This window comes from Algihabitans sp., from assembly GCF_965226985.1.
Taxonomy (GTDB): domain Bacteria; phylum Pseudomonadota; class Alphaproteobacteria; order Kiloniellales; family DSM-21159; genus Algihabitans.
Genome location: NZ_OZ245712.1, coordinates 1302400 through 1321793, shown reverse-complemented (window position 1 = coordinate 1321793; position 19394 = coordinate 1302400). Strand labels below are relative to the sequence as shown.

16 protein-coding genes are annotated in these 19394 nt (G+C 62.3%); 4 read left to right on the top strand and 12 right to left on the bottom strand.

Translation table 11 applies throughout. The features are described 5' to 3' along the window. Window positions 1–106: 106 nt before the first annotated feature. Window positions 107–1033 (bottom strand): transcriptional regulator GcvA, encoded by a 927-nt coding sequence (gene gcvA, locus ACO054_RS05960; RefSeq protein WP_421709525.1) that lies wholly within the window; start codon window positions 1031–1033, stop codon window positions 107–109. A 96-nt stretch (window positions 1034–1129) separates the two neighbouring features. Between gcvA and ACO054_RS05955 the strand changes: the two genes are divergently transcribed. Then, window positions 1130–2314 carry a hypothetical protein gene (locus ACO054_RS05955; RefSeq protein ID WP_421709524.1) on the top strand — a complete coding sequence of 395 codons (1185 nt, stop codon included), beginning with the start codon at window positions 1130–1132 and terminating at the stop codon, window positions 2312–2314. A 51-nt stretch (window positions 2315–2365) separates the two neighbouring features. On the opposite strand, the gene ACO054_RS05950 is transcribed toward ACO054_RS05955, so the two are convergent. The 4 genes from ACO054_RS05950 to ACO054_RS05935 all read right to left on the bottom strand — a co-directional run bounded on the left by ACO054_RS05950 (window position 2366) and on the right by ACO054_RS05935 (window position 7446). Next, window positions 2366–4093 carry a methyl-accepting chemotaxis protein gene (locus ACO054_RS05950; RefSeq protein ID WP_421709523.1) on the bottom strand — a complete coding sequence of 576 codons (1728 nt, stop codon included), beginning with the start codon at window positions 4091–4093 and terminating at the stop codon, window positions 2366–2368. Between the two features lie 250 nt (window positions 4094–4343). Continuing rightward, the gene (locus tag ACO054_RS05945; protein ID WP_421709522.1) at window positions 4344–5174 is read right to left on the bottom strand and encodes an alpha/beta hydrolase; all 831 of its coding nucleotides are present in this window, start codon (window positions 5172–5174) and stop codon (window positions 4344–4346) included. A 99-nt stretch (window positions 5175–5273) separates the two neighbouring features. Continuing rightward, complete coding sequence (locus ACO054_RS05940) at window positions 5274–6032, bottom strand: aldolase (RefSeq protein WP_421709521.1); 759 nt, start codon at window positions 6030–6032, stop codon at window positions 5274–5276. A gap of 46 nt (window positions 6033–6078) precedes the next feature. Further along, on the bottom strand, window positions 6079–7446 hold the full coding sequence (locus tag ACO054_RS05935; RefSeq protein WP_421709520.1) for a sensor histidine kinase: 1368 nt from the start codon (window positions 7444–7446) through the stop codon (window positions 6079–6081). A 141-nt stretch (window positions 7447–7587) separates the two neighbouring features. Here ACO054_RS05935 and ACO054_RS05930 point away from each other — a divergent pair, with 141 nt between their 5' ends. Then, the gene (locus tag ACO054_RS05930) at window positions 7588–7881 is read left to right on the top strand and encodes a hypothetical protein (RefSeq protein ID WP_421709519.1); all 294 of its coding nucleotides are present in this window, start codon (window positions 7588–7590) and stop codon (window positions 7879–7881) included. 427 nt (window positions 7882–8308) lie between these two features. Further along, window positions 8309–9181 carry a fatty acid desaturase gene (locus tag ACO054_RS05925; RefSeq protein WP_421709518.1) on the top strand — a complete coding sequence of 291 codons (873 nt, stop codon included), beginning with the start codon at window positions 8309–8311 and terminating at the stop codon, window positions 9179–9181. Here ACO054_RS05925 and chrA read toward each other — a convergent pair. Further along, a complete protein-coding gene (gene chrA, locus ACO054_RS05920; protein ID WP_421710334.1) occupies window positions 9120–10322 on the bottom strand; it encodes a chromate efflux transporter in 1203 nt (400 codons plus the stop codon). The genes ACO054_RS05925 and chrA overlap by 62 nt on opposite strands. A 176-nt stretch (window positions 10323–10498) precedes the next feature. Between chrA and ACO054_RS05915 the strand changes: the two genes are divergently transcribed. Further along, entirely contained in the window at window positions 10499–10966 is a 468-nt protein-coding gene (locus ACO054_RS05915; RefSeq protein WP_421709517.1) for a c-type cytochrome, read from the top strand. Window positions 10967–11022: 56 nt separating this feature from the next. Here ACO054_RS05915 and ACO054_RS05910 read toward each other — a convergent pair whose 3' ends face one another. The 6 genes from ACO054_RS05910 to ACO054_RS05885 form a co-directional block, all read right to left on the bottom strand. Continuing rightward, the gene (locus ACO054_RS05910) at window positions 11023–11745 is read right to left on the bottom strand and encodes a cytochrome b/b6 domain-containing protein (protein ID WP_421709516.1); all 723 of its coding nucleotides are present in this window, start codon (window positions 11743–11745) and stop codon (window positions 11023–11025) included. Window positions 11746–12109: 364 nt separating this feature from the next. Then, window positions 12110–12616: a PAS domain-containing protein gene (locus tag ACO054_RS05905; protein ID WP_421709515.1), complete on the bottom strand. Its 507-nt coding sequence runs from the start codon at window positions 12614–12616 to the stop codon at window positions 12110–12112. A gap of 92 nt (window positions 12617–12708) precedes the next feature. Further along, entirely contained in the window at window positions 12709–14133 is a 1425-nt protein-coding gene (locus tag ACO054_RS05900) for a hypothetical protein (protein ID WP_421709514.1), read from the bottom strand. Between the two features lie 383 nt (window positions 14134–14516). Continuing rightward, window positions 14517–16664: a SulP family inorganic anion transporter gene (locus ACO054_RS05895; RefSeq protein ID WP_421709513.1), complete on the bottom strand. Its 2148-nt coding sequence runs from the start codon at window positions 16662–16664 to the stop codon at window positions 14517–14519. A 457-nt stretch (window positions 16665–17121) separates the two neighbouring features. Further along, complete coding sequence (locus ACO054_RS05890) at window positions 17122–17694, bottom strand: ankyrin repeat domain-containing protein (protein ID WP_421709512.1); 573 nt, start codon at window positions 17692–17694, stop codon at window positions 17122–17124. A gap of 98 nt (window positions 17695–17792) precedes the next feature. Then, window positions 17793–19355: a catalase gene (locus tag ACO054_RS05885; protein WP_421709511.1), complete on the bottom strand. Its 1563-nt coding sequence runs from the start codon at window positions 19353–19355 to the stop codon at window positions 17793–17795. Window positions 19356–19394: the final 39 nt, after the last annotated feature.

Sequence of the window (19394 nt, the reverse complement as noted above, 5' to 3'; positions counted from 1 at the left end):
TAAAAGGCATCAAGAAGGCGATCACGGCCAAGCGCGCGCGATTAAGTGCGGCCCCTATAGCAAGGTTGAAGAGGACTAGACTAGAGAAGGCGGTGCCGATGGTCGGTCAGGATGGATGCGTCGCGTCCGGCTGCTGCGCGAACTCCTGGACGATCCAATCTCGGACAACCGCAAGACTCTCCCCGGCAGGCCCCTCGCCGGCACCCTTCGGACAGACGAACCAATAGCTGTAGCTGGCTTCAAGCCGCACATCGAAAGGTGCAACCAGCCGCCCCGCAGCAAGATCGTCTGCGACCAGCAGCGATCGTCCGAGCGCTACACCTTGGCCCAGAAGCGCCGCCTGGAGAATGGCGGTGTCATCGCCGAGTTTGGGGCCTCGCGGCACCTCAGCATTCGCCAGTCCTGCTGCCGAAAACCAAGCGGCCCAATCCTCGGCAATATCGGCGTGCAGCAGAGGCACCCTGAGCAGATCGGACGGACCGGCTATGCCGTGTTTCGTGCGTAAAGAAGGTGCGCAGACAGGCTGAACGCTCTCGGATCCGAGCCAGGTCGTTTCGAGGTTTCGCCATCCCCCGGGGCCGTAGCGGATCGCGCCGTCAATCGTCTCCCTGGTAAAATCCACGAGATTGCGCGAGGCACTGATGCGCAGGTCAATCTCGGGCTGCGCGGCCGTGAACCGCTCGAGCCGTGGGGCCAGCCACTTCGCCGCTACCGATGGCAGCATCGACAATGTGACGATGCCGTTGTCCCTGGATGACCGCGTCTCCGCGCAGGCCCGTTGCAGATCGCCAAGCGCGTAGGAGACCCGCTCGGCAAGCGCGCGCCCGGTCTCGGTCAAGGTCAGGTTCGGTCCGGATCTCCGAAACAGCCGAACGTCCAGAACGGCTTCCAGCTCTGTGACTTTTCGACTGACCGCGCTTTGCGTGAGCCCGAGCGCCCGTCCCGCAGCGGTGAAGTTCTCATGCCGGGCCGCGACCTCGAAGATCTGCAGAGCACGAAGCGGCAAAGGAAATCTATCATGATTTCTAATCATGATGAATGGGGAGAACTAGTCATTTTTGAATGAATAAGCACTCAACTATCATGAGGCAATCGACGAGTTTAGAGCGATGGGTAGGGAAAGCCGGGCATGACCGACACGACCGCAGTTCCATCGAAAGCCATCGCCTCCCTGAGTCCCGATATGCCGCTTGTCGTCTGGATGGTCGTCGTCACGCTCGCGATGGGGCTGACCGGCGGACTCGCCGCGCCAGACCTCATCGAGATCTTCAACAGCGGTTTCGGACGGGCCCTTGGTGAATTCGCGCTGATTCTCCTACCCTCTTTCGCATTGGCGGCAGCCATGTCGCGTCACCGCGCCGCGCCTGCGAAAGGTCTGGCAACGGCAACCTCGCCCCTTGCCGGAGCCGGCATGATCTGTCCAGACACGGCCTATGCGGCTTTGTCGCCGATCGCCGGGCGGCAGAAACTCGACGTGGCCTTCGGTTCCTACGCTGGCTTCAAACTTCTCTATCCGGCAGGGCCGCTGATCGTCGCAACCGGTCTCGGCGTGACCGACCCATGGTTGCCTCTCTGTGGTCTGGCCCTCCTGCTTCCGGTCTGGCTTGCGGGGGCCCTCTGGGTCCGGAGCCTCGACGCTCTCCCTGACATCACGGCGTCTCCGGCGGCAACGGCGTCTCGCACTCAGGCGCTGCGCCCTCTTGCCCCTTTCGCCGTTCTGGCCTGTCTGCTGCTGATCGGCGCCGCAAGCGATCTTTCGGCCCTGCCGATCCTCGACTTCCTGACCCGTCCGAAGGGGGCGCTGCTGATCGCGGCCACCGTCGCACTTCTGGATATCCCGCGATCCGAGCGGCGCGCCTGTCTCGACAGCTCTCTGCGCAGAACAGGCTCGCTTCTGTTGGTGATCGGCGCCGCAACCGCCTTCGGAGCGATGCTGACCCATCTCGTTTCCTTCGCCGATTTGTTCCCGCCCGAGGCCGGCCTGCTGGGCCTTCTCAGCCTCTTTACGCTGACCATGCTGTTCAAGCTCGCGAAGGGTTCGAGCATGGCCACTTTCGCGGCCGTTGCCCCCGTGGCGGCGCCGATCGTCGTTGGTGCGGGCCTGTCCCCGGTCGCTGCGGTGCTGGCGATCTGCTTGGGCTCCTTCATAGCGATCCTACCCAACGATAGTTTTTACTGGCTGGTCAGGCGGGACGCGCTCGAACGCGTTGACAACGAGGGCAAGGCAATCTGGATTCTGACGGGCGGCGCCGTCGCCCAGGCGTTGACCGGCCTCGGTCTTGTCGTCGCGGCGGCCGCGGTGGGTTTGATCTAGCGCTGCGCACTGGTCGCACTGACGCGGCTAACGGTCTGAAGACGACTCGCGCTACGCCGCGCGAATGTCAGCCAGGAAGTCGGCGACACGGCTGTTGAGGTCTCCAGACAGGCCGCTGAGATCGCTGGACAGCTCGAGCAGGGAGTCCGCGGCAGCACTGTTTTTGCTACTGGCTTCCGAGACGTCGGAGAGGGTTTCCGCCGAGCGTTGCGAGCCGGCGGCCGCTTCCTGCGCACTCTTGGCAATCTCCGATGTCGTTGCGCTTTGCTGCTCCACAGTCGCAGCAATGTCCGCCGCGATGGCGCTCATCTCGTGGTTGGTGTTGCGGATCGTCTCCATGGCCTGAGCAGCATCGGAAGAGACTTCTTGCATGGCGGCGATCTGCTGACCGATCTCGTCGGTCGCCTTGGCGGTCTGGCTGGCCAGCGACTTGACCTCGCTGGCCACGACGGCGAAGCCCTTACCCGCCTCACCGGCTCGCGCCGCTTCGATGGTCGCGTTCAGCGCCAGAAGGTTGGTTTGCTCGGCGATCTCGTTGATCAGTTTGACGATGTCACCGATCTTCTCCGCCGAGTCCTTCAAACCTCCAACCGTGGCGTTGGTGCGCTCCGCGTGTTCGGACGCGGTTGTCGCGACGCTTGCGGCCTCCGCGACCTTGGCGCTGACCTCGCGGATTGAGTCGGACAGTTCCTCGGCCGCCGCTGCAACGCTCTCCACGTTGCGCGCCGCCGACTCCGTGAGTTCGGCTACCGCGCTGCTGCGCTGATTGGCAAGGCTCGCATCCTGGGCAACCTGCTCCGCCGTACTCTTGATGCTGCGCGCGGACTCGGCCGAGGTCCCGACAAGCGCACCTACCGATTGCTCGAAGCGATCGGCAAGATCCCGGAAAGACCGACGGCGCTCTTCGGCCGCCTCGGCTCGCTCGGCCTCGGTCGCGGCCTCCAACTGCCGGCTGCGCAGCATGTTGTCCTTGAAGACCTGAACGGCCTGAAGCAACGCTCCTACCTCGTCGCGCCCGACTGCAGACGGGATGTCCACCGAAAGGTCGCCCTGAGCCAAGGTGTGGGTGGCCTCGACCAATTGACAGAGCGGCCGGACAGAAGCAATGGCCCACCAAACCACTCCAGCGCTGAGCGCCAAAGCAAGACCGCAGAGTAGGATCATCGTCAGCTCGAACCCTTCAGCCACGCGGCGTGCGTGCGAGGCAGTTTCGTTGCTGAGCGCCTCTTGATGGTCGATGAAGCGGTTGATCCGCGCCAACCACTCCACGAAACCAGGACGCGCGCCCTCAACTAGCATCACAAGAGCTTCGGTCGTCTGGCCGGCAGCACGCAGCGCAACCACGTCTCTAATCAAGGGCATAGTATCGGCTTCGATCCTCTTGATTTCAGCCAGAAATTCACGCTCAGAATCCTTGATGTCGCGGCGTTCCGCGAAGATCCGGTCGAGAGCGACGGCGGAGTCAGCGTAGTCCTCTTCAAGATTTGCAATCAGCTCGAGCTCGGCCTCGATGGCTGCGGGGTCCGATAGCAGCAAGACATCGCGCAGGGCGATGGCCCGGTCGTGCACGCTGCCTCGGAAATTGATGGCGTAGCGCTGCTTGACGCTGTTCACCTCGTTGATCTGCGTGAGACTCGCGTTGATCTGGTTGACCTGCTGAATGGCGAAGAGCGTAAGCAGGACCATTAGGACCAGCACGCTGGCGAAACCAGTTTTCAAGCGGGTCGCGATTTTCAGATCGTTCAACGCGCGCACGCAGGCATCCTCCCTCAAGCTCATGCGGCCCGCTCTCACGGCAAAGACCGCTCTACCTATCCGATAGGGATCTAAGCGTAAGAAACTAAGATTTACCTAAGCAATTGGACCTACGCGGTTTTCTGAGAACAGTTCGAGTTTTCCGAGAGTTGGTTTGAGTCGCGAAGGCGGGAACGTGTCGGAGCTATAGCTTAGCCGGGACGGTCAGCCGAATACGTGGGACGAGATGGGCAAAAACGCTTCAAATCCACTGCCGTAAGGACAGAATCCACGCCTAATTGATGACTCCGCCGGCCTGTGCCACGACGTCGCGCACGGCCTGAACGGCTTCCGGCCGTTCGAAATGCCCAACATGGCCGGTGTCCGGCAAGGCGACGAAGGTCCTGGGGTCCAGGGCAGCTTCGTAAAGTTGATGGCCAAGCGCCGCCGGAACGGTGCGATCCTCCTGTCCATGCAGAATCAGCAGCGGTGCCGCGACCGTCGCGATCCGACTGAGACTGTCGTAGCGGTCGCGCACCAGCCAACGCGCAGGCAGAACGGGATAATGAAACTGGGCCGCAGCGGCCATGGAGGTGAAAGGCGCTTCGAGAATCAGACCGGCGACGGGCCTTCCGGCAGCAGCCAGCTCGCTCGCCATGGCGGTCGCGACACCGCTGCCGAGGGATTCTCCATAGAGGATCAGGCCCTGATCGGCTGCATCCTCGCCGTCCAGCCAGGTCAAGACGGAGCGGGCATCCGCGAAGAGCCCCTCTTCCGTCGGTGTGCCGGGGTTGCCACCGAAGCCTCGGTACTCGGCGAGAAAGATCCCCACGCCCATCCCGGCGAGAAAGTCTAGCTTTCCGACCCGGTGACCGGCATGACCGGCATTGCCGTGGAACAGAACGAGGGTTGGCCGCCCGGCCTCGGCCGGCCTGTGAAGGTGCCGCAAACGCAAACCATCGGAGGTCTGCGTCTCGACCAACCGCCACTCCGTCCCCGCACGCTCCGCAGACAGCGGTTCGCTGTCGGGGTGATACATGAGCTGCCGCTGGTTCAGGAACATCAAGAGGCATAGGCCGAGATAGGCCGTCAGAACGATCCCGACGGCACTGACGGGCCAGCTCATCGCGAGACTTCCCTCGACCGCACGCGACGGGACAGCGCGCGACTAGAGTAGGATCGTCTGAGGTGGAGGCCGAACGCTTCCAGCTGAGACAATCGGGCTTTAGACAGCATAGCCGGGATCCTCGGCGTCGAGCAGGCGCTTCAACGCATCGAAATGCGCCTGAGCGTAAGTGCCTCCGCCGTCCATCTCGGCTTTGGTGCTGGCCGCAACGTTGTCCGTCACTCGCTTGAGCGGACGGCCAGTCGACATGGCGAGCACCTGAACGCGGCAGGCCTGTTCCAGATAGTAGAGATCGTCGAAGGCCTGGGCGATACTGGGGCCAACGACCAGAACACCGTGATTGCCCAGGAAGAGCACGCGCTTTTCGCCGAGAGCCTCAGCGATGCGATCGCCCTCGGCCGCATCTTCCGCCAAACCGTTGTAGTCCGGGTCGTACGCGACATCGCCGTAGAAGCGCAAAGAATTCTGATTAACCGGCTCCAAGCGGCCGTCCTCCAGGCAAGTCAGGGCCGTCGCGTAGGGCATGTGCGTGTGGAGAATGCAGGTCGCGCGGCGATGCCTGGCATGCACCCGCCCGTGGATCGTAAAGGCCGTCAGTTCGGCCTGGGTCTGCCCTTCGAGGGTACGTCCCTGCCCGTCGACCAAGAGAATGTCGCTGGCGCCGATCATCGACCAGTGAATGCCATGAGGATTCAATAGATAGCGATCTTCCAGGCCGGGGACGGCCAGGCTGAAGTGGTTACAGACACCTTCGTTGAAGCCGAACCGCGCCGAAAGCCGCAACGCAGCCGCCAAGTCGATCTTCGCCTGCCGGATCGCATCCATGTTCACTCCGCTCCTGTACCGACCATCCGCCATCGATGGAATAGGCGCTAGAATAAGGAGCGGTTGGCGGCGGTCAACGTCAGGCGATCAAGCGCCGCTCCTGAGCCATCGGCCTCGCGGCCTCGGCCTGGAGCGGCAGAGTGAAACTCACGGTCGTCCCCTGCCCCAAGAGGCTCTCGATACGCAAGCGACCACCGTGCAACTCGACCAAGCTCTTGCTGAGCGGAAGTCCCAGACCGGTGCCCTGGACGGCAGCCGTCATGTTGGAGCGAACCTGCTCGAAGGGCTTCAACACCCGGCCCAGGTCGTCGGGATGGATTCCAACCCCCTGGTCGATCACCGATATCTCAAGCTCGCCTGTGTTCCGAACGGCCCTCACCTCGACCTTACAGCCCGCAGTCGAGAACTTCAGAGCGTTGCTGACCAAGTTAAGCAGCACCTGCCGCACCGCTAGGCGATCCGCCAGCACCGGCGGCAGCAAAGATGATTCCGCAGACACCAGCGTGACGTCGCGCTTACGGGCCTCCCCAGCCAGAAGGCGCGTGACCTGCGTCATCTCCTCATCCACCGACAGATAAGCCAGATCGAGTTCTCGTCTCCCCGCCTCCAGCTTCGAAAGGTCTAGGATGTCGTTGATCAACTGAAGCAGATGCGCCGCGCTAGAATGAATATCCTCGGCGTAACTGCGGTACCGCTCCGACAGCGGCCCCAGGTGCTGATCTCGCATGATTTCCGAAAAGCCAAGAACAGCGTTCAGCGGCGTCCGCAGCTCGTGGCTCATGCTGGCAAGAAACCGGTCCTTCGTGAGGTTCGCCTCGTGCAGCCTTTCGGAAAGCTGCAGAAGCGACACGTTGGAATGACGGAGCCGCTGATGCTGCCACATGATCAGAAAGACAAAGGCCATCACGCCGGCCGTAAGCAGCACAAAGACTGCTGCGATCATGAGCAGGAGACGCTGCAGCTGGATTTGGTGATCTTCCTGCATCGCGTAGTGACGCTGACTGGCCGTGACCGTCATTCGCCGCAACGGGGGCGCAAGCGGTGCGAGTGTTTGAAGCAGAAGCTCCGCCGTCTGCCGAACGCCGGCTTGCGGCGCCTCGGCAATCAAACGATCGATCCGTTCAACGGCAGCCTCGACTTGAACCAGGGTATCGCTGTGATCGGGCTGCTGCGCCAACTGGCTGCTGTAGGTGCCGGACTGCAGAAGCCTAACTCTGTTCACGAATATCTCGTGCCGCAGAGCCACGTCCGCCAAGTCGGCTTGCTCGCCATCGCGCAAAGCCTCGAAACCTGAGATTCGAAGCCGATCCAGCTCGTACTCGACTTGAGACATGGCCCAGAGCAGGCTGTCCTTACGGTGCTTGATCTCCTCGTTGGTAGCGTTGAGCGCATGACCGAGCAGAAAGGCCACCAACAGAAGGGCCAACCCGCCCGCAACAATTGCCATAACCGGAAGACGAAGCTCACGGCCCCGTGTCAACAGCTGCGGTCTTAGGCTCTTGCGCATCTCCATCGGTCAGCGGAACTCGAGCCGACGAAGCTGCCAGATAGAGCGAGATAGGTAGGCTCTGTTGAGCAGGGTCTCGTTTTGGCTGAAGGGGAATACGATCCAGAGCGGGCCGTTGTCGCGAACCCGCATGGCTGCGCCATTTCTTTTGTAGGCGATCAAAAGACCGGCTTCGCGAAAATCCGAAACCGGGATTTCGACTTGGTAGTCGTTCAAAGCCAGGGCGACGGCGGTCTGGCCTCGAACGCCAAGCAACTCCAGAAACTGCGGCCCCGATATACCCTCGAAAAGCGCTTCATCGTCGCTCCAGGGCGTTTTGGTTCGAAGCTCGACCCCTCCGAACCGCTCGAGCATCGAAAGATCCAAAGCGGCTGACGGCCGGCCCTTGTCATCCTCGCTATTGGTCTGCGTAATTGCTCCAGAGACTTCAAGCAGGATCGGGCCTTCGACCGCTGGAAGATCGTGAGCGTGCCCTGGATAACCGAGGGTCAAGTAGAACAACAGGGTCGAGAGGGCGAAGATTCGGAGACTCGGCATGCCACGTCAGAACTGAATTTCAGCGGAAAGAGGCTCTAACATGCACCGACACAAATTAAACTGTAATTAAATTTAAGATTTCTGCTTGCTCTCAATCATCGCGGGTCAAGATCAAGGGTTTAAATCGTGGAAGTCGCCACTCGGGAATACACAAGTTTGAGCTGCAAACCGCAGACCAGGAGATCAAAAGAGGGTCGTCTTGGTTGATGAATCGGAACGTAGCCGACTGCAGGCTCTTTCGGCTCAGCGGTGCAACCGAAAGGGCTTGGTACAGCTGACTCTTCATTTGGGACTGCTTGTCCTCTGCGGCCTGCTGTGTGTGCTGACCGCCGGCAGCGCTTGGTTGGCACCGGCCCTTCTGCTGCAAGGCACACTTCTCGTCTTTCTCTTCTGTCCTCTCCACGAGACCAGCCACCGCTCGGCCTTCCGCAGCCGGCGCGCCAACGAGTCGGTGGCCTGGGCTACCGGCCTGTTGCTGCTGATCGTGCCGACCTGGTTTCGCCACTACCATATGGCCCACCATCGCTGGACCCAGGATCCGGCACGCGACCCGGAACTTGAGACTGCGAAACCCGGGAGTCTCGCGAGCTGGATGCTGCATGTTTCGGGCCTGCCGCTCTGGCGCGCTCAGCTATCGACGCTGTTGCGGCTTGCCATCGGCCGAGGCGACTTCGTCTACCTACCGTCGCGCGATCGCCCGAAGGCCGAACGGGAAGCCCGGCTGATGCTCGCCTTCTACGCTGCCGTGGTCATTGCGGCGCTCGTCTTCCAGAGCTGGCTGCCGATCCTGATCTGGCTAGGGCCGCTGCTGCTGGGGCAGCCGCTGCTGCGCCTGTTCCTGCTTGCGGAACACGGCGCCTGCCCGTTCGTTCCAGACATGCTGGCCAACACACGGACGACCTTCACGACTGCGGCCGTGCGTCGGCTTTGCTGGAACATGAACTTCCATGCCGAGCACCACGCCTATCCCTCGGTCCCCTTTTTCGCCCTGCCGGAGTTGCATCGACTGCTCCGCACGCGGCTGCAGATCACGGCGCCAGGTTACCTCGCGGCAAACCGTGAGGTTCTGCACAGCATCACAGCAGCGCCCAGCCAGCCAGAGCCCCAAGAGCGACGACGGCCCAAGGCGGCATCTTGACCAACATCAGTAAGGCCAAGGCGCCAAGCAGAAAGACGAAGTCTTCGGTTCCTCTCACCGTTCCCGTCCAAAGCGGGTCGTAGAGGGCTGCAAGCAGAATGCCCACCACGGCTGCGTTGGCGCCGGTCACCGCCCCGGCCATGGCCGGCTTGCGACGCAGCGTCTGCCAGAACGGCAAGACACCGAAGATCAGAAGCGCCCCCGGCAGAAAAACTGCGACCAAAGCAACGAGACCGCCGATCAGACCAGTCGGCATGCTCTCCTTCGCGGTCCCCAGGTAGGCCGCGAAGGTGAAGAGCGGCCCCGGCAGCGCCTGCGCGGCTCCGTAGCCGGCCAGAAAGACATCGCCCTCCACCCACCCGGTCGGGACGGTCTCCGCCTGCAGCAGGGGCAGCACCACATGTCCGCCGCCGAAAACCAGCGCACCGGCCCTGTAGAAGGACTCGAAGACGGCCAGGGCGCCGTCCGCCGACGCCAGAGGCGGAAGCAGGATCAGAAGCAGGAAGAAGCAGCCGAGCAGCAGCGCGCCGCTGCGGCGACCGACAAGAGGCCCGCCCAGGTCCGCGGCGGGCGGGTCGCGGCGAAAGGCAAGCGTCCCGATCAACCCGCCAACCAGGATCGCTCCGACCTGTCCCCAGACCGCGCTTCCCAGCACCAGCGGCGCAAGAAGCGCCAAGGCCGCAGCGCCCAGAGCCAAGCCGGCGCGCGGTCTGTCCGGGCAAAGGGCGTTCGCCATCTGCCAAAGCGCCTGAACCACGACGGCGACGGCGACGAGTTTCAGGCCCGCAAGCCATCCGGCACCGGACACGTCGCCCAGCGCGACCACGCCGTAGGCGAAGGCGATCATCAACAGAGCCGAGGGCAGCGTGAAGGCCGTCCAGGCCGCCAGACCACCGAGCCAGCCAGCCCGGTGCGCCCCTAGCGCCATTCCGACCTGACTGGAGGCCGGCCCGGGCAGAAACTGAGCCAAGGCGACGTACTCGCCGTAGGTCCGGTCGTCCAGCCACCGGCGGCGATCCACGAACTCGCTGCGGAAGTAGCCGAGGTGTGCCACCGGGCCGCCGAAGGCGGTCACTCCAAGCTTCGCGAAGGCCCCGAAGACCTCCGCGACCCTGCCGGACTTCACCTGCTCCGCTGTCACCGTCACCCACATGCTCCCGCTCGATTGGCGCCGTGACTTTAGCGGCAGCGTTTCGCAGCGTCAGCCGTCGCGGCCGGCTGTCACGAAACCTTCGCGCGAAGCTGAAGACATGGCATTCTAGTCTCCAAGGAGGGGCATAAGACCCCTGGAGAACATCAACAGGAGAGATCGAGACCATGACGGGACGCAACAGTCGCCTGCTCCTCTCTGCCATCGTGGCCGGAGCGATCGTAACGGCGGGGGGGCTTGGCGCCATGGCCTCCGACGCGGAAGACGCGGTCAAGTATCGCCAAGGTGTGTTTCAGGGACTCAAGTGGAACATCGGCCCCCTGGCCGCGATGGCGAAGGGCGAAGCGGACTTCGACGCGGCCGAGGTGGAGTTGCGTGCCCAACGTATCGCCAATCTCTCGACGACCATCGTCGAGGGCTTTCCCGAGGGCTCGGACGGGGTCGCCGGGAGCGACGCGCTGCCCGAGATCTGGGAAGACAAGGACGACTTCCTGCAGAAGGCCGTGGCGCTCGATGAAGCCGCAACGAAGTTGAGCACGGCGGCAGCGACCCTGGAAGCCGACCAGCTGGGCCCCATGGTCGGCGCCATCGGGCAGACCTGCAAGGCGTGTCACGACGACTACCGGGCCGAGTGACAGGTCTTCGAACAGCGAGTCGGAGGAGCTTCACGGTCGAACCAGGGGAGCCGGTGTTAGCCGCGGCTTGCGATCGCCGGTAAGCCTAGAACCAGCGCGGCAACCGCTGCCGCCGCCACGACCAGTACGGCAAGGCCGCGAAGTCCCGCCAAGGAGACGGCCACGCTCCCGCCAGCAGCGGTGTCTTCCGCCTGCTTACGTCCACTGAACATCGCGCGAACCAATCTCTGTCCCTTGGCCGCTTCGTAGAAAGCGATGGCGGCCAGATGGAGCGCGATCAAGGCAAGCAGCAGATCGAACGCGAGATGATGCAGGCTGGTCATCCGGTCGACCGTCGCACCGGACACGAGGTCCGCCAGCGGGCCTTCGACGAAGATGTCGTCGCTGGCGAAGAGCCCCGTCACGGCCTGCAGCAGCAACACGGCAAGCAGGAGCAGGACCGACAGGCCTCCCAAAGGATTATGTCCGACATAACCGGAGGAACGGCCGGACAGATAAGAAATGATCTCGCCTGGCGGCCGCAGAAAACTTCCAAACTGTGCGTGTCGCGTGCCGACGACTCCCCAGACCAACCGGAAAACCACGAGCGTCAAGATGGCGTAGCCGGAGAGCTTGTGCCAATACATGTCGACGCCGCGCCAGAACTCACCGGTCAGGTAACTGGACAGAACCAGGGCGACGAGCGACCAGTGAAAGATCCGCGTCGGCAGGTCCCAGACCCGGACGTCGACCCCGCGCCTTTGGGAAGGTTGCTCGTGCGTTTGTCGATCCGATGGCATCCCTTTTACCGCTCCCCTTCGGAGACCGAGATCGACGCCGAGTGTGACGTCATCCAAACCGTCGTCCAATGCCTTCCGCAATAGACGAGCCGATATGACGCCACGCCTCCAGTCGCTACAGCAGATTGCGCTTCGAGGAAAGCTGGCGGCGTCTTGCAGCTATTCCTGAAGGCTTGTTCTTCCCGCAGCTGAGGGCGGCAGGCTGTCGCCATGCAGTTACGCCTCGTCGCTCTGTTCGCTAAGACTCTCGGAAACGCCCTTGCCGCAGGTGTCCGGCTGCTTCCGCCCGGCGCGGATCCGCCACGGCACGACCCGACCGACACTCGCCTAGAGCCGGAGTGCGCACCTGCTCCAGTCGGTTGGGCTAGTCCGCTTCGGTTCGCTCGGGACTTGCAGGCTGCAGCTCGAAGCCGTCGCTGCCGTCGAAACGCACGCCGACCAGAAGCATCTCGCATCTGCGGCTCGGGGCGACCAGGGGCAACAGCAGCCACTCGAAGCGGAGAAAGTCTCGACCTTGCCAGACAGCGGCGTCGACCCCGTAGCGCGGCTCCCAGCGATCGACGACGGCGCGATACTCGCTCTCCCAGAACGCCAGCCACGAGCCCAACTGTAGATTGTCCAGCCAGCGGCCCGTAATCTCCTCGCCGTAGAAGCGGGTGAAGCGCGTGCCGGCGAGGCGATAATGGTACCGGAGCCGTTCGCCGCTCCAATCGACATCGACCAACAGGAGGTCTGGCAGGAGATGCGGAACGTCGATCGGGTCGATTTCGGACCGCGAGGGCGGCCGATCGCTGGACCGACGCTCCGACCAGTAGGTGAAGAGTTGACGCAGTTCGCTCGACTGCAAGACTTCGGGCCGATCAAGCCGCACCCCGCACTCCTCCAGGACCACTCGAGGGCCTTCACCAAACAAGTATACAGATAATTGCGGATAACTGCCCGCCAAAGTAGAGGCTTAGCAGCTTATGCCAAACGGGAAGGCACGCCTGCACGGCGCAGCACGTCGGCGATATGACTGGTCAGACCGACTCGCCCCACGACGTCGAGCCCCGTGTCCGGCGGAAGGGTCTCCAGCTTGTTGCGCAAAGCCGACAGCCCATCGTCCACGTCGAAGCGCAGCCATTGCGACGCTGTGCCAGGCACGATCACATCTCCTTGGCTGACGGTGCTTCCGCGATGCAGTTGGACCAGCCAAAGGCTTTCTCCGTCGTGGACCCACTCGAAGCGAACCGGCCCGAAGACTTCGGCCAAACGGCCGGCCAGACGCTCGATCTCGCCATGAATCGCGTTCGGCAGTTCCTGTGGCGCCTGACGGCCGAGCATGAAGGCGTCTCCGGATCCCGCGACACCTTCGGCAACCCCTCTTCCGCTGCTATCCACGTAATAGGCGCCCGACCAGGCAGCCGGCACTCCGGTCTGTACAACGGCCGAAGAGAGAAGATGACGAAGGCCGCTCAGATGCAGGTCCGGATCGCTCCAATCCTGAGGATCCGGGTCTTCGGCGTCGAGCAGGGCGAAAGGCTCGATCCATCCATGGCGTGTGGCATAGCGCCCCGGAACAGGCTCCAGCGGACAGGTGCGGACCCAGACGTCACGTCCTCCGGTTTCCCGTCCGAAGCTAAAGGCGCGGTCCCGCAAGCGCCGCGCGAAGACGGATGTCAGCGGCACCGGCGCACCGGCCAGATGCGCCATCATCAGACCGTACGCCTTGTCGCCGATTAGGCGAGAGAAGCGGTTCGGCCAGGACAGGCGCGGCGTGAGGCTGTGGTCCCCCACCTCTTCGACCTCCCAGCCGAGGGTCTGCGTGCTTCGCCAGCCTCGCGGTTTGGGATGGACCGAGAATTCCAACCGCTCACCGGCTTCGATCGCAAATCCAGGGGCGAAGCCGTAAACCGTTTCAAGCAGCTGCCGACCCCAGTCGAGCGGCAGAGAGGCCGTTCCGGGCTTCTCGACGCAACGCGGCGTGTCGTCGGGGGCGAACTCGACAATCCCTCCCTCCACTACGCCGGAAACGCCGCCATCGTTCACATCAACGGTCTCGTTGAGAATGACGTAGAAGCCGTCGTCGAGAGCGCCGGCGGCAACCTCGACGATGTCGTCCAGTCGGTCGAGCCCGTAGCGGAAGGGCTTGCTGCGCGGATCCTGGGGCAGATAGCTGCGGACATTGACAGCACGATCCGGACTGTTGCGCAGCAGCTCTTCGGCGGCCGAACGCAGAGAGGAAAAGGGCTCGTTCGGCCGATGGCCTCGCAGTCGGCAGAAGGTCTGTTCCGGCCCGTCCGGCGTTGGTGCATAGGCAACGAACTGCGCGACGTTGATGCGCTCCGCAAGCTGGTCCAGCGCCTCGTCCTTACGAAGCTCCGGAACGTCAAAAACTTCGCTGCCCATGACGACTCCACCGCAAAAGATCAGCAGCGGACTTAGACTGTTTTTCCAGTCTACGGAACTCCCTGATCGAATGCGGCGGTCTTGGCAGGCGCTTCCTGTCCAGTCCAGAGCGACCCGCGCGCCATCTCTCGATGAGGAACCGGAGGACAGTCCTGGACTGGGGCTGGCAGAATCAGCCTGGAGCAGGATCGCGCTCTTAGGGGCCGATCGAGTCCCTCAACGGCTGTACAGGGAGCAGAGCGTAAGCTTTCGGATCGCTGGCCGGATCACGATGGGCGATGACGTTGAAACAAGAAGCGGCAAGAGCGCTGACGATTGGGGAAACCCATAAACACCCTACAACGCACAGATCGGCCTCTACCGAGGCCGGCTCGGTCGGCCCCTCAAACGCCGAGATCGCGCAATAGACTTGTCGTGCGGCTGAGCCGTCGTGCCATATCGCGAGCGATCAGCTTATGGAATAGAGATGCGACCTCCGGCCGGTCTCTTTCCAAGGCATCCATGCGATCCATATCGATCCGCAAAAGCTCCGAGGGCGTATCCGCAATGATATCGGCGGATCTGCCGCGCCCCGAATAGTATGCCATTTCCCCAATAACCGAACCTGGGCGGATCTGCGCCACAATCGCGATCCGCCCATCGTCGCACCGCACTGCGACCTTCAGTTGGCCTGAGCGCAGCAGGTAGATGTCGTTCGACAAGGCACCTCTCTCCACAACGACGGCACCTGTGTCCAGCTCGATCTGCTCGGCATATCCATCTAAGGCGTGCTCTCTGAACAAGGCTTCCATATGGGTTAGGATGCTCTTCTCGTTCGTGAGATCGTCGGCCTCGTTCTGCGCCAGAATCTCATCTTCGAGATACTCCAAGACCTCGTTGAGAGACCTGAAGAAGCCGACGCCGTGCTGGCCCAAACAGTCACGCAACTCCGTTTCCATCAAAGGCGCGATCCCTGCCAGCATCAGGCGCACGTCCCTTTGCGCACAGTCCGACACCAGCCGCTGCAAGACGCGCAGCGTGGAGACATCGACACCGGTCACATGCTTGAAATCGATGACCAGCCAGCGGACCTGAGGACCTTCACCGTCCATCACGGCTTGCATGCGTTCGCGCAACGCATGGGAGAAGCCGAAGAACAAAAACCCGGACAACTCGACAATCTGCGCCCGCCCCCCGGTTTCGGCCAAAACGCGCAACTCGGTATCGGGGCGCTCGACGCAAGACCTTCGTCCGGCCAAGTTGCTGTGCGAACGGATCAAGTCGAGTTTGGCGTAGGCGAGTACAAAGAAGGCGCAAGCGACCAGCAATCCCACGGCGACCGCGGTCAGGAAGCTGTAGGTGACGGCAACGACGGGAATCAAGACAACGACCGCATAGTCGAGCATGCCGAGACGCCGCCGTTCCTCCCAGAGCCATGTGTAGAGCAGATCGAGCCCCAGATACACGATCACCGTGGCGAAAAGGCCAACGGGCAGAGCAGACATCATACCGGCGCCCAACAAAAGGATCGCCGCGCAACCGACGGCACTGCTGATCCCGGCTATCGGCCCGACCAGACCGAGCCTGTTGGCCAAAATAGACTGGCTCAGACTGTGATAGCCCGGCAGCGCTCCGACACAGGCGCTCACTATGTTAGCTAGCCCCGCCCCTTTCACCTCCCGGCTGATCTCGAAGTCCTTCCGAAAGGCCAGTTCCAAGCCAGATGCGTTGAGCGTCGTACCGATCAGGGCGGTCGCAATGACGGTTAGGATGACGGGCGCCTGCGACAGAATCGCGATCCAATCGGCTTTGATCAGAAGCGCCGGGTCGACACCCGACAAGAAGCCGCCGTCTTGAAACGGTCCAAGCAGCAGCCCCTTGTGGCGAGCCTCGGCCAAGGACAGCCCGAAGGCCCAAAGCAAGACATAGTATCCGACCGCCGTGGCGATCAGGGCTAACGGCAAGGTGATGTGACTTCTGAAGACGCGCGTCGCGATGACAATTGCGACGGCCGCGATCAGAACCGGTAGCCATTTGAGGAGGAGGTCCGGCGTCACGTAGAAAGCCCAGCTGCCAGTGCCCGTCGATGACCCGAGGGCCACACCGATGCCGCCAATCAGAAGCATAAGCCCGGTCGCCGCCAAAAACCCGGCGAGGACCGTGTAGGGCACGAAGCGCGCGATGTAGGCGAGCTTCATCTGTCCGATCAGCAAACCAGCCGCGCCTGTCGCCAAGGAGGCGACGGCGACCAGGCAGGCGACGGTCGCGAAGAGCGCCTCGCCCGAGAGCTCTCCGGCCGCGACGAAGGTCGCGGCGGCCCCGGCAAGCAAGATGGCAGGCACATCCTGGGGGGCGAGAATGGAGCCTCGAAAAGAGAGCGTGAAGGCACCTGTGACCGCAATCACAAAACTGCCCAACAAAGTCAGCCCAATACCGCGATCGAGATACTGAGCCAACTCGCCGGTGTAGACGATAGCGGCAAAAGATATGGCGAAGACCGCCGAGACCAGGGCGATGAAAAACGCCCCAAAAACAGTGCGAACCCGTGCCAACAACGGCGTGATCCCCCGGATTTTCGATTTCCCCGCAGCCGGCGCTCCGCAGCCTTCGCGGCGCCTTAACACGGTGATTATCCGGGAAACAAGCCTGAGTCATCCCCGTCTGGGCGCAGCCATTGCGACGGTATGCCAGGCACGATCACGTCTCCTTGGCTGGCTGTGCTTCCGACCCCTCCAGCGTCGGTGCATAGGCAACGAACTGCGCGACGTTGCTGCGCTCAGCAAGCTAATCCGGCGCCTCGTCCCTACGAAGCTCTGGAACGTCAAAAACTTCGCTGCCTATGACGACTCCACCGCAAAAGATCAGCAGCGGACCTAGACTGTTTTTCCAGTCTACAGAACTCCCTGATCGATTGCGGTAACACCAGCTTGCCGACCCATGGCCCCTATTCTCAGCCGAAAGGGCTTCAGACCCTGGCTGACACCGGCCGGCTCTGGAGTGGTCGTCGGCCTAAGACCCTGCGTCCGTCAGCAAGGCAACCATCTCGTCATTGCCTTGGATACGGGCCAGCAACAGAGCCGTACGCCCCATGAAATCTCGCTTCAGAGCATCGGCACCGGCGACACGCAGCATCTCCACCTGCTCCGTCCGCCCGAACAGTGCCGCCATCATGAGAGAGGTCTGTCCTGCGTCGTTCTCCGCATTCGGATCACAGCCGTAGGTCAAAAGTTGCCGTGCCATGGCATCATGCCCCTGAAAGGCGACGCCCATTTGGGCCGTATTGCCGCCGTAGTCGGCCGCACAGGCGTCGGCACCGCGCCGCACCAGCATCGAAACGGTGTCCGGATGGTCGTTATAGGCTGCCAGGATAAGGGCTGTGAAACCATCTTCGTTCCGCGCATCCACCGGCGCACCGGCGTCGATCAGGCTGTCGAGGATGTCGACCCGCCCCTGACGCGCGGCATCGAAGTACAAGCCGGCGATCTGTTCTGCCGTGTAGGGCTCTGCTTCTGCGGAAGCGACCTCAGCTTTGGCGGGCAGTACGGCCGAGAGGACCAGAAGAAAAACGATCCACCTTGTCATTCCGAGTCTCCAGAGAAAGCGCGGCATCGTGCCGGGAAAGTGTCGCGTAAGGCGCCCTGAATGGAGACGAGATCGTAACCATTCAGGGCGCCTGTGGCTTAGAGCGACGCCTGCTGAACCTCGACCGCGCGGCTCTTCACGGCATCGAGGTCGACATCGACAGCCTCCGCGATCCGAGTGCCGTACTCGGGGTCAGCCAGGTAGAAGTGAGTCACCATGATCTCCTTGATCTCACGGCTACGGACCTGACCGAGATCGCCTGCGAGGTTGGAGATCAGGTTGGCCTGCTCCTGCTCGTCGAGCGAACGATAGAATTCGCCAGCCTGCGCGAAGGGCTGCTTGATGGCGATGGCCCGTCTTTCGGCGAGGCCGCTGACTTCATAGCGGGAAACGACGACGGACGGACTGTCGACGAAAGCGTTGTCGTCCAGCATACGCGACGGCTGAAAGTTCACGTCGCCGCTCTGACTGGCGAAATTCATGCCGCCGTCCTGATTGACGTTACGAACTGGGACACGCGGCGCGTTGACGGGCAGCATCTGGTAGTTGGTGCCGACACGATACCGCTGAGTGTCGGCGTAACCGAACAACCGCCCCTGCAGAAGACGATCCGGCGACGCCTCGATACCCGGCACCATGACACCGGGCGCGAAAGCCGACTGTTCGGTCGAGGAGAAGAAGTTGTCCGGTATCCGGTTCAGGGTCATGGTACCGATCTCGACCACCTTGAACGGCTCCTGATCTTCCGGCCAGTCCTTCGTTGCATCGAAGGGATTGAAATCGAGCTCGCCGATATCCTCAGGCTGGAGAATAACGGCGTGAAGATCCCATTTGGGGAAATCGCCTTCGCCGATCGCACCGTAGAGCGCGTCTGTCTTGAAGTTGAAGGGCTTTGCGTTGGCTTCCGCCGCCGTGAGATTCTCTACGCCCTGCTGCGAGATCCAGCGGAACTTGGCGAAGACATAGTCGCCGTCCTGGTTCACCAGCCTCAAGGCATGAACCGAGTTGCCGTCCATCAGGTGATAGCCCGCAGGCGTTCCGAGGTCCGAGTAGACCTGCGTCAGCATGTGGGTGGACTCAGGGATATGGGAGAAGAAGTCAAAGAAGCGGTTTGGGTCTTGCCGGTTCGTGATCGGTGACGGCTTCAGGCTGTGCACCATGTCCGGAAACTTGATGGCATCGCGAATGAAGAAGATCGGCAGGTTGTTGCCCACCAGGTCCCAGTTGCCCTCATCGGTGTAGAACTTCGTGGAGAAACCGCGCGGGTCGCGAAGCCCCTCCGGTGACCCTTTGGGATGAATGACGGTCGAGAAACGGACGAAAACCGGAGTCGTCTTACCTTCTTCAGCAAAAAGTGATGCGGCTGTGTAGTCGGCAATCTCCGTGTTCGTTACGACGAATTCCCCCTCCGCACCTGTGCCACGTGCATGGACGACACGCTCCGGAATGCGCTCTCGATTGAACCGCGCAAGTTTCTCGATTAGGTGGAAGTCCTCCAGCAAGACACCGCCGAACGGCCCCGCGGTCTTGGAGTTCTGGTTGTCGACGACGGGCGCTCCGGAGTCCTGCGTAAGCGCCTCCTGCGCCGAAGCCGCGGGAACGGCCGCCGCCACGGCCATAGCCACAGCAGGTGCCAGTGAGAGGAGAAGCTTGGATCGCATCGGGTTCCCTTTCCATCCTTTCAACGCGTTACTAAGTCC

What these genes read in the sequence shown, in the direction of transcription:
- gcvA (WP_421709525.1), bottom strand. Translation starts at nt 1,033, where the DNA reads ATGATTAGAAATCATGATAGATTTCCTTTGCCGCTTCGTGCTCTGCAG.
- ACO054_RS05955 (WP_421709524.1), top strand. Translation starts at nt 1,130, where the DNA reads ATGACCGACACGACCGCAGTTCCATCGAAAGCCATCGCCTCCCTGAGT.
- ACO054_RS05950 (WP_421709523.1), bottom strand. Translation starts at nt 4,093, where the DNA reads ATGAGCTTGAGGGAGGATGCCTGCGTGCGCGCGTTGAACGATCTGAAA.
- ACO054_RS05945 (WP_421709522.1), bottom strand. Translation starts at nt 5,174, where the DNA reads ATGAGCTGGCCCGTCAGTGCCGTCGGGATCGTTCTGACGGCCTATCTC.
- ACO054_RS05940 (WP_421709521.1), bottom strand. Translation starts at nt 6,032, where the DNA reads ATGGCGGATGGTCGGTACAGGAGCGGAGTGAACATGGATGCGATCCGG.
- ACO054_RS05935 (WP_421709520.1), bottom strand. Translation starts at nt 7,446, where the DNA reads ATGGCAATTGTTGCGGGCGGGTTGGCCCTTCTGTTGGTGGCCTTTCTG.
- ACO054_RS05915 (WP_421709517.1), top strand. Translation starts at nt 10,499, where the DNA reads ATGACGGGACGCAACAGTCGCCTGCTCCTCTCTGCCATCGTGGCCGGA.
- ACO054_RS05910 (WP_421709516.1), bottom strand. Translation starts at nt 11,745, where the DNA reads ATGCCATCGGATCGACAAACGCACGAGCAACCTTCCCAAAGGCGCGGG.
- ACO054_RS05900 (WP_421709514.1), bottom strand. Translation starts at nt 14,133, where the DNA reads ATGGGCAGCGAAGTTTTTGACGTTCCGGAGCTTCGTAAGGACGAGGCG.
- ACO054_RS05890 (WP_421709512.1), bottom strand. Translation starts at nt 17,694, where the DNA reads ATGACAAGGTGGATCGTTTTTCTTCTGGTCCTCTCGGCCGTACTGCCC.
- ACO054_RS05885 (WP_421709511.1), bottom strand. Translation starts at nt 19,355, where the DNA reads ATGCGATCCAAGCTTCTCCTCTCACTGGCACCTGCTGTGGCTATGGCC.